General features: G+C 42.2%; 7 protein-coding genes. All 7 read left to right on the top strand.

Going from position 1 to position 10,083, the window contains the following annotated elements; translation table 11 throughout:
• The first annotated feature begins 613 nt into the window (after nt 1–613).
• On the top strand, nt 614–2,350 hold the full coding sequence (locus HGH47_RS07550; protein ID WP_212564904.1) for a TrkH family potassium uptake protein: 1,737 nt from the start codon (nt 614–616) through the stop codon (nt 2,348–2,350).
• 113 nt (nt 2,351–2,463) lie between these two features.
• Nucleotides 2,464–3,975: a cardiolipin synthase gene (cls, locus tag HGH47_RS07545; protein ID WP_432911430.1), complete on the top strand. Its 1,512-nt coding sequence runs from the start codon at nt 2,464–2,466 to the stop codon at nt 3,973–3,975.
• Nucleotides 3,976–4,000: 25 nt separating this feature from the next.
• Nucleotides 4,001–4,693, top strand: coding sequence for a potassium channel family protein (locus HGH47_RS07540; protein ID WP_016523934.1), 693 nt, complete (start codon nt 4,001–4,003; stop codon nt 4,691–4,693).
• A gap of 26 nt (nt 4,694–4,719) precedes the next feature.
• On the top strand, nt 4,720–5,475 hold the full coding sequence (locus tag HGH47_RS07535; protein WP_212564902.1) for a hypothetical protein: 756 nt from the start codon (nt 4,720–4,722) through the stop codon (nt 5,473–5,475).
• A gap of 244 nt (nt 5,476–5,719) precedes the next feature.
• Entirely contained in the window at nt 5,720–6,904 is a 1,185-nt protein-coding gene (locus tag HGH47_RS07530) for an anhydro-N-acetylmuramic acid kinase (protein WP_432911426.1), read from the top strand.
• 164 nt (nt 6,905–7,068) lie between these two features.
• Nucleotides 7,069–8,478: a hypothetical protein gene (locus HGH47_RS07525; protein WP_212564900.1), complete on the top strand. Its 1,410-nt coding sequence runs from the start codon at nt 7,069–7,071 to the stop codon at nt 8,476–8,478.
• Nucleotides 8,471–10,078 (top strand): peptide ABC transporter substrate-binding protein, encoded by a 1,608-nt coding sequence (locus HGH47_RS07520; RefSeq protein WP_212564899.1) that lies wholly within the window; start codon nt 8,471–8,473, stop codon nt 10,076–10,078. Before HGH47_RS07525 ends, HGH47_RS07520 begins: the two co-directional genes overlap by 8 nt.
• Nucleotides 10,079–10,083 lie beyond the last annotated feature (5 nt).

The raw sequence follows: 10,083 nt of genomic DNA, 5'->3' as shown, positions 1-10,083 counted from the left end.
AGTGCGTAAGTGCGTAAGTGCGTAAGTGCGTAAGTGCGTAAGTGCGTAAGTGCGTAAATTATTGAAGCATTATTATTTTTGTCAAGTACCCGAGACCTAATTGCATTTACTTTGTACCGCATATCTATTTACTATAAGGTTTTTGCAGAGAATGTCAAGCCTAAACGATGTTGTACCAAGGGATTCAGCATGAAAGAAAAATAAAAGAAAAACATCGTTTTATGTGACAGCACGTGTGAAAAAAGGGGGCGTTCAGGCACTTTCGCTTCGCTCAAAGGCCATTCACAACCCTCTTTTTTCACGCTTTTCTGATATATTCCGGTCTTTCGTTGTTTTTTTCACAGCTGAATCCCTGTCCTTATTAAAAAAGTGCGGATTTTTGAATTTCTTTGTCCTAAAAACATTCAAAAATCCGCACCTGCTCTATTAGAAAACCTCCTGTTTCACTGTTATCTCTCAAGAATTTTTTTCATGCTGAATCCCTGTCCCGAATATACGCACACGTTGACGTTATATGGATTGGGAGATAAAATAACGGAATAGCTGCTAAATATTAAAAGCGTTGAGCTATCGATACTCAAGATATGAAAATAGGAAAAAGGATTGGATTGACATGAATACTATTGGAATAAAGCTCCGCGCTAATCTTTCGGGCGTTGCCTTTATACTCAGTTTAGCGGTGCTGTTTTTACAGCAGTTCTATGCTTCTCTTGCCGCTACTATCGTTATTCACACAGTTGATGCCGTCATTTTACTTCTTATTATTGCAGAAACGTTTTTGCCGATGAGGCAGGAAAAATACTTTCAGCAGTATTTTCAAAAACATGCAATACTGTGTTTGACAACACTTCTTTTTTGCGCGGTTTTTATTTTCTTTAAAATAAAGATCGGTTTTATTTCTACGTCGCCGGAACTGATTTTGATATTTGCACTCGTAAAAAATATTTTCTTGTTCGGTAAAATCATCAAAAATACGGCGGACAGTGCGGGTGGAACAGAACGGGTGATGCTGAACCCTGCCGGAACGTTGCTTATTTCGTTTTTCATGGTTATCATCACCGGCGCCTTTTTACTGATGCTGCCCGCCGCAACCCCCGGCGCCAACCATCTTGATTTTTTGTCCGCCTTATTTACTGCAACTTCTGCAGTGTGCGTTACCGGTTTGAGCGTTATCAATATTGCAACGGAATTAACAACGGTCGGCAAGATTATCCTTATGGCGCTTATTCAGATTGGCGGACTCGGTATTATGGTGTTTTCGTTTTTCGGGATGCTTGCGTTTAGACGTAAATTATCCATTGCTGAAAAGCTGACCGTTTCGTATATGGTCAGCGAAGATGATATGTCGGGATTGTTTAAAGCGCTTCGCGTCATTGTGGGTTCTACATTTTTGGTTGAAGCAGTTAGCGCCGGTTTTTTATTTCTCGGATTTTCTCGTACCATGGGGGTGTCTGTCGAAACGCTCGGTTTTGCAGCGTTCCATGCGGTATCGGCATTTTGTAATGCCGGTTTTGCGCTCTTTTCGAACAATCTTGAATCTTTTACCGGCGATCCTATTATCAGCTTAACGATCAGCTTTACGATTATCCTCGGCGGTATCGGTTTTGCAGTCATGTACGATACGGTACGTAAAATAAGAACCGAAGCGCACAATGCGATCAGAAAGAAAAAAATCCAGTTCTTTCTTCCGCTCAATACGCAGATCGTGCTTGCAATGACGGCAGGGGCGCTGTTTATCTCTTTTGCAGCGTTTTATCTGTTGGAGTATACCCATGCCATGAAGGATTTTTCACTTGGCGAACAATATCTCGGCGCTTTCTTTCAGGCGGTTACATTGCGGACTGCGGGCTTTTCAACGGTGTCCTTTGCTTCGCTGACCAATGCAACACTACTGATGATGATCTTCGTGATGTTTGTCGGCGGCGCTTCGGGCAGCACGGCAGGCGGTATTAAGTTGAACACCGTTGCGGTGGTCTTTGCTTTTTTTCGCTCATTCCTGAAAAACGATAAGACGGTGGTTATTAAAAAAATGTCGATACCCGATGAACAGGTAAAAAAAGCTTTTCTTATTCTCGGTTTCGGTTTGACGATTGTGTCCGCTGCCATATTCGTATTGACGGTAACCGAATCGCTGCCGTTTTTACCGATGGCGTTTGAAACGGTTTCCGCCTTTGCAACAGTTGGGCTTTCTACCGGTCTAACGGCGCAGTTCAGTGTTGCCGGTAAAATGATACTGATCTTTCTTATGTTCATCGGCAGGGTAGGGCCGCTTACCATTCTCACCGCTGCCGGAAAAAAAGAACACAGCGACACCGTAGAATATCCGTACGGCGCTATTTCGATTGGCTAGGGGAGCGCATTTAAAACATTTCCATAAGTGAGGGTAATACGAAAGAAAAGAAACAGCGGAAACGTAAATATTTATATTTACTCAAAAAAGGACACAAGGGGCTTGTACGCGCGTTGTTTAGCCGTTTAGGAGTGTTCCTTGTCTTATTGGGCTTACAGGCATATATTTTATTCAGCATTCCGTATCGGTTTAAAGAAATATTTCCTTACTATTCTTTCGTGCAGTCTTTATTCATCGTTTCGATGGTGTTGTATTTACTCAATTCGGATATCGACCCTACCGCAAAGATTACATGGCTGGTTATCATTATGCTGCTTCCGGCATTCGGAGCTTTATTGTTTTGGTATACCCAAAGTGATCTTGGAAATCGTCTTGCACGGAAGCGTCTGAATAATCTTCTTGCGCTGACTCACGATAGTATTCCGCAAGATCCGCAGGTTGTAGAGGCGCTGTCGGTACAAGATAAGGGCGTGGCAGCGCTCGCTCATTATATGCGTCATACAGGGTGTCATCCGGTTTTTAATCAAACTGAAGTAACGTATTTTCCTTCAGGAAAAGCTAAATGGAAAGAACTGCTTATTCAACTGAAACAGGCAAAGCATTTTATTTTTTTGGAATATTTTATTATAGAAGAAGGTGTGATGTGGGGAAGCGTTTTGGAAATATTAGCAGAAAAGGCAAAAGAGGGTGTAGATGTTCGAATTATGTACGATGGAACCTGCGAATTTTCTACATTGACGCATGACTATCCTGAGCGCCTGAAAAAGTTGGGTATTAAATGTAAGATATTCGGGCGGCTTACCCCTTTTCTTTCAACGCGCTATAATTATCGAGATCACCGTAAAATTCTGGTTATTGACGGTCAGGTTGCGTTTAACGGCGGCGTTAATTTAGCGGATGAGTATATCAACGTTGTTAATAAATACGGATATTGGAAGGATGCTGCCGTCATGCTGCAGGGCGCCGCAGTTAAGAGTTTTACATTGATGTTTTTGCAGCTGTGGAGCCTGCACGAAAAAGAATGGAATTTTAATGAGTATTTGGAAGTTCCTGTCAAAGCCTTGCCGGTTTCCGCAGCCGGTTTTGTTATTCCTTTCGGAGATGGTCCCACCGATGAAAACAAAGTCGGCGAATGCGTGTATATGGATATCCTCAACAGAGCGCACCGATATGTGCATATTATGTCGCCCTATCTTATCTTAGACGGAGAAATGGAAACGATGTTGAAGTTTGCTGCGGAGCGCGGTGTGGATGTTACGCTGATTCTACCGGGCATACCCGATAAAAAAGCTCCATATTCATTGGCAAAAACGCATTACGCTTCATTGTTGGCTTCGGGAGTGAAGATTTACGAATATACGCCGGGCTTTGTTCATGCGAAAGTTTTTGTATGTGATGATCGAGAAGCCGTTGTCGGTACCATCAATTTGGATTACCGAAGTTTATATCATCATTTTGAATGCGCTACGTATTTATACGGTGTCGACTGTATTGAAGATATTGAAACGGATTATCAATCCGTATTAAAACAGTGCCGTGCAGTAACGGCTGAAACAGTCCGGAATGAAAAATGGACGGTTAAAGCTTCCGGCATTGTTCTTAAAGCTATTGCGCCATTGATGTAGAGGGAATCTCTAAAAGGAGAATACGATGGATGTACAACAAAATTTTGCTGTTATCGGATTAGGTGAATTCGGTATTCGAATTTGTGAAATGCTTGCTGAGGGAGGCGGTTCGGTTGTTGCATTTGATCATGATGCGCAGGCTGTCGATCGGGTAAAAAAAATTGTTCCGGCGGCAATGGTGATCGACACTACCGACGAAAACGCACTCAGAAAGGCTCCGCTCGACGATATCGATGTTGCCATTGTTGCAATCGGTGATAATAAGGAAGCAAGCATCTTAACCACAACGTTACTGAAAGAGCGGGAAATTCCCTATATTGTAGCGCGGGCGGTTTCTCCGTTACATGCGATTGTGTTGAAGCGGGTTGGAGCTAGTAGAGTATTAAAGATTGAAGAAGAATCTGCCTCCCGTATCGCGAATGAATTGATTAACCCCGAAGCGCTTAATTCGCTTTCGGTTATCGAAGGATATGGAATCTGTGAAGTAAAAGTACCGAAGTTTTTTATTGGGAAAACACTGTCGCAGGTTGCGATCAAAGAAAAATTCAATCTAACCTTAATTATGGTTGTCCGCCTTGAACTCGATATCGATACGGTTGGCAATCCTTTGAACCGCGAAGCGATGTATGAACCGGATGATAATCTTGAATTACAAACAGGCGATAAACTCTTTGTGTTTGGCAGTCTTGAAAAGATTGCGGAATTTAGAAATATCTAAAATATCCTATAGGTAGGAATGTCTCTATGATTATTATCGGAAAAAAGAAATTGATCGGTGCGGTGCTTTTTTCGTTTGCACTTATTTTAGCAACTGCAATTTGGGGATATAAAGTTGGAATGCAGAGTTCGCTTAAAAGTGATTCGGAACTCGTGCTGTTTTTTGGATTTATCGGAGCAGGGATAGAACTTTGTTTATTAATTGCAATGTTTGTCTATGCAAAGAGAAAAGAAAACGACTTTTTAATGGTTGCAAAGGCTATTCAGCTGAACGGCGTATTGTCGGATTCTCGTGCAAAAAAATTGGGCAACTTAGGCATTACGCTGCAGGAAGCGCTTAGCGATGCGTATCAAATTACCGCACAAAAAAGTTTAAAGATTGCGGGATTAAACGGTCTTGTTGATGAACTCTTGCTGATAATCGATCGTCCGCTTCTGGTTGTAAGTCTGACCGGAAGTATCCTTAATTTTTCTGCTAAAGCACATGAGAAAACGGGATGTAAACAAGGCGATGCGCTTTCCGACATTGCGCCTGCCATTAGTATTAAAGAAGCAATTCAGAATGCTTCACATACGCATACTGCCGTACAGCAAGATACACATATCGTGTGTATGCCGGTGTTCTCTGCTACCGGTACTTTGTCATTCTTTTTGGTTGATTTATCCGATCAGCCGATCGTGAGCAAGGTAATGGAAAACGTCAAGCATTTAATACAAAAAACGGATACCGAAAAAAAACAGAAAAAGCCGTTTTTTAAATTTTTCCAAAAAGACCGCGAGTAACTTAGACAAAGTGTGCGAAATTTTATTTCCTTAAAATGCAACAGTTGAACAAAATATGAATTTTGGAAACTGTTGCATTCGTGCGCGAAAAACGCACACATCAATACGCAAGTTTTCGAAAGAAAACTTGACGGTTAAGGTGAGCGGCGTCATTGTAGACGCTCACCTTATACCTATGAAATTTTGCACAAAAGGAATACAGCCGCTTAAAATATTTAAGAGCGGTTGCCTTCGGGAACAATATATGAAACAGTTGGATTTTATAAGCGGGAAAAAAGAAAAAACGGCGATTGGGCTTATGAGCGGAACGTCTGTTGACGGTATCGATGCGGTGCTGCTGACTATTACCGGGTGCGGTGTCGATACGCGTATTGCGGAGCGGGCATTTCTGACCGTGCCTTATCCGCAAGAAGTACGGCAGCGGTTGTTGGTTCTTGCTTCCGGTTCTTTTGGCGGCAGCGAAGAATTAAGCGCGATGAATGCTTATCTGGGGGAATTGTTTGCGGATGCCTGCTTTGCCGTATGCGAAAAAGCGAAGGTCGATATAAGCACGGTTGATTTTATCGGTTCGCACGGGCATACGGTTTTTCATGCACCGAATGAACGATATTATTTTGGCAAGAATATTAAAAGCACGCTGCAAATCGGCGAAGCGGCAGTTATTGCAGAAAGAACCGGATGCGTTACGGTTGCCGATTTCCGCGTTCGGGATGTCGCGGCGGGCGGGGCAGGGGCACCGCTTGTTCCGTTTACCGAGTATCTCTTATACCGAGAACCCGATACGGTAATCGGCTTGCAGAATATCGGCGGTATCGGCAATATCACGCTTTTGCCTGCCGATGCCGATATGGACGGCATCATCGCTTTTGATACCGGTCCGGGTAATATGCTGATAGACGGCTTGATGCGGCTTATGAGCGGCGGTACACAAAATTATGACGAAGACGGCAAATGTGCCGCCGCCGGTGCCGTTGATTCAACCTTGCTCGACTTTCTTAAAACGGATCCTTATTTGCAATTAAAACCGCCAAAGACCACCGGCAGAGAACATTATTCCGAAGTGTTTATACAAGAGTTGTATGATAAAGGTACATCATTGCAGCTGCCGCCGGAAACAATTGTAAGGACGGCAACCTATTATACTGCATATTCAATCGCGTATTCGCTTAATACATTCGGATTGCCGATACCGCAAAAGCTGATAGTCGGTGGAGGCGGCAGCAGAAATCCCATTATTTTAGCGCATCTACGGCGGCTGTTGCCTCAATGTTCCGTGCTGACCAACGAGGATATCGGTAAAAACAGCGATTCAAAAGAAGCATCTGCCTTTGCCGTACTTGCAAACGAAGCGCTCTGCGGTAATCCGAATAACGTCCCGTCTGCGACGGGAGCAAAGAAGTTTGTCGTGATGGGAAAGATCAGTATGTAATAAACCTATTCTGAAACTTTCGTTTTCGAATAGGTCTACGAGTTCACGCACCGCACAAATAGTACGATGCGAGAACATTGCATTTCAAGGTAACCTGTTCAGAAACGGAAGTTTCCGAACAGGTTTGTTATAAAAATTTTTTTTAAAGTGCCGATAATGGTGATATGGAATCTACGAAAAATTTTTCTGAAGTGTTAGAACATCACATAGCTATACAACGGGAAGAGTTTAACAAACATTTACTTCCTCAGTTGCAGCAAAATTATGCAGCGCTCGGCAGTGTGGTAAAAATTCTCCGCAGCAATTTATTGAAAAAGGGCTTGGTCTATGACGATCCGTATAAATACGACAGCCGTATGACTGAAATAAAAGTTCCCAGCAATGAAGCTTTTGCAGACGGTGAGCGAGCTGCTATCGTCGGTTCCAGATTGGCACAGTATCAAACGATGCTCGATTTTTTAACGAACTCCTATCAATTTAACTGTTCATTCCTGACGCCGCAGCGTATTGCATCCATGCTCGCATTGAATAAAACTTTCCAGTGGTCAGCGCTCAACGAAAATTCAACGCTTGCGAATACTCGTGCACTTGCCGAGATTTGTAAATCGCTCCACTCCGTCTCCGATACGCTGACCGGCGGACTTTTACGCGATTCACTTGGACACCTTGCAAAGCTCGACACGGAGATCAATAAAACACTCCGTCAACTTGCCCGTTTACACCGTGAAGAATATAAGCTAACAATCAGAAAAAACTTACCACCCGATTTAACGGTTACGCAAGCGGATATCGTAAGCCCGATTAAATTATTAAAAACTCTAAAAAAGACTATTGCCGCAAATGATGAAAAACTTCCCTTCTATCATGAGCTTGTGATGGAAGTCATTAAAGAAGATTACGGTTCCGATTCGGCACATCTGCAACAAGAAGTATTGCGCCATTTGAATGTAACGCAAAAAGAAAATGTAAAAACCAATAAACAAGAAAATATGCGGCCGGTGCTTATAACGGGACTGCGCATCCTCGGCACCACCGGTAATCATTTCGACACTTGTCTCACCAAACTTATGGCTAATCAAGAAGTAGTATATAAATCGCGTACGACGATTTTTACCAAGTTTTTAGAAGCTTTGAGACGTGCATTCAATATGGAAGAAAGAAAACATGAAATTACCATATTGATTAAAGACCCTATCAGCAATTTGCAAAAAAAAGAAATAATCGTACTGGAAGATTTTACTGATAATTTAGCAAAAACAATTCGTATTTTTAGAGTTCTTGCATCGGGTACCTCCGACTTACAGCAGCGTTTAACCGGCATGAACAATGAACAATTACTTGAACTCTTAAACAAATACATCGTTATATGCAATGGATATTTAAAAACCCTCGGCGGATTGGATGATTATTATAAATCCACTGACGTTATACTACGCTCAAAAATGAAAGGGATAAAAATAGAATTGACCACAATTCGAAACGCAGTTATAAAAGCAAATCAATGCAGAGCGGAATACAATGCGAGCGTTGAAGAATATTTAAATATGAAAGAACTTGGATTGATTCATGAATAAAAAAAATCTGGTATTGTTTTTTGTTTTGTGTATATTTCCATTTGTTGCATGCGCAGAAAGTGAAACGTATCCTCAAAACGAATTTATTGTTTCGGTTACCACCGGTATTCCGAATTTGCATCCTCATGCTGCATATAATGCAAATGAGGCTCAAATCTTGACCGGTTTGTATGAGGGACTATGCACTTACGATCCTTATACGTTACAGCCGGTCGCCGGGTTAGCAAAGGATTGGAAGATCAGTGCAGACGGTTTAACGTGGACGTTTACTCTGCGGGATAAACTCACATTTGAAAACGGCGATCCTATCACCGCTCAAGTAGTATGCGATTCATTTATCAATTTGTTAAACCCTAAGCTTGATTTACCTTATGCCTCACTTTTAGATTGCGTTAAAGGAGTAAAAGAATATCGTACCGGAAAAAGTTCCGATATGTCGGCTATCGGCTTATGTGCGGAATCCGATACTTCATTAAAAATCTCGCTTATATATCCGGCAGAGCAATTAGCCAATATACTCTGTCATCATGCATTTTCGGCAGTACATCCTTCACAGCTCAAAGAGATAACCCGTTATGCGGGAAAGAGTTCATTTGTGAAGCCTTCCGAAGCTTTTAAACCGATCGCGAGCGGTCCTTTTAAAATAGAAAGTTTTACCGCCGAAAAAATCCGTCTCATAAAAAATCCCACTTATTGGGATTCCGAATCGGTACGACTCCCTGCAATCAGCATACTCTTAGATGAAGATGCCGATAAAATGACGGAAGCATTTAATCAAGGAACTGTTCACTGGCTTTGCGGGTCAGTCAATTTAAATAAAGTAGCGGCGGCATATACCATCCACATTACGCCGATGTTTGCAACCGAATTCTTCTATTTTAAAACAAATACAGCGCCATGCAATAATCAAACGCTCAGAGAAGCGCTACTTGCTGCACTCCCTTATACCGAATTGCGCAAGGATTATTTAATTCCTGCTAAGACGCTGGTATTTCCTCTCACGGGATACCCGACAGTACCGGGTATTGATAAACAGGATACGGCAAAAGCGGAAAAGCTTTTAAAAAATCTGCTGCAATCAGAGACGACAAAACCGGTAAAAATTCTTCTGCCGGAAACAGCATTCTACACCGAACAGGCGGCATTGTTGAAAACCGCATGGGAAAAAATAGGAATTGTAACGGAAATCACAACCGTTCCTTTTGAAGAATACTATGACCGGTTAAAAACGGACGATTATCATTTAGCCGTTATTTCGTGGATTGGCGACTTTGCAGATCCGCTCGCTTTTCTGGAATTATTCAGGTCTGATTCAACTTTAAATGATTCAGGTTGGCATAATACCGATTACGAAAATTTTATCAAGAAAGCATCGGCGGAGCAAAATCGTAAAACAAGATTTGAATATCTTGCAAAAGCGGAGCAGTTGCTGTTAGATTCGTCGGTTATTATCCCGCTTTCTCACGTCCCTGCAATCAATGTTATCGATTTAAGCGACATTAAAGGCTGGTATGTAAACGCGGTTAATATCCATCCGTTTAAATGTATTCGTTTTGCACAGCCCGATCCCTTGCCCGGAGTTGCGTTATATTCTAAGTAAAATTG

It is taken from the genome of Treponema sp. OMZ 805, from assembly GCF_050937395.1.
Taxonomy (GTDB): Bacteria; Spirochaetota; Spirochaetia; order Treponematales; family Treponemataceae; genus Treponema.
Note: the sequence above shows the minus strand (reverse complement) of the source record. Positions and strands in the feature narration are given on the sequence as shown.

What these genes read in the sequence shown, in the direction of transcription:
- HGH47_RS07525 (WP_212564900.1), top strand. Translation starts at nt 7,069, where the DNA reads ATGGAATCTACGAAAAATTTTTCTGAAGTGTTAGAACATCACATAGCT.
- HGH47_RS07540 (WP_016523934.1), top strand. Translation starts at nt 4,001, where the DNA reads ATGGATGTACAACAAAATTTTGCTGTTATCGGATTAGGTGAATTCGGT.
- HGH47_RS07550 (WP_212564904.1), top strand. Translation starts at nt 614, where the DNA reads ATGAATACTATTGGAATAAAGCTCCGCGCTAATCTTTCGGGCGTTGCC.
- HGH47_RS07520 (WP_212564899.1), top strand. Translation starts at nt 8,471, where the DNA reads ATGAATAAAAAAAATCTGGTATTGTTTTTTGTTTTGTGTATATTTCCA.
- HGH47_RS07535 (WP_212564902.1), top strand. Translation starts at nt 4,720, where the DNA reads ATGATTATTATCGGAAAAAAGAAATTGATCGGTGCGGTGCTTTTTTCG.
- HGH47_RS07530 (WP_432911426.1), top strand. Translation starts at nt 5,720, where the DNA reads ATGAAACAGTTGGATTTTATAAGCGGGAAAAAAGAAAAAACGGCGATT.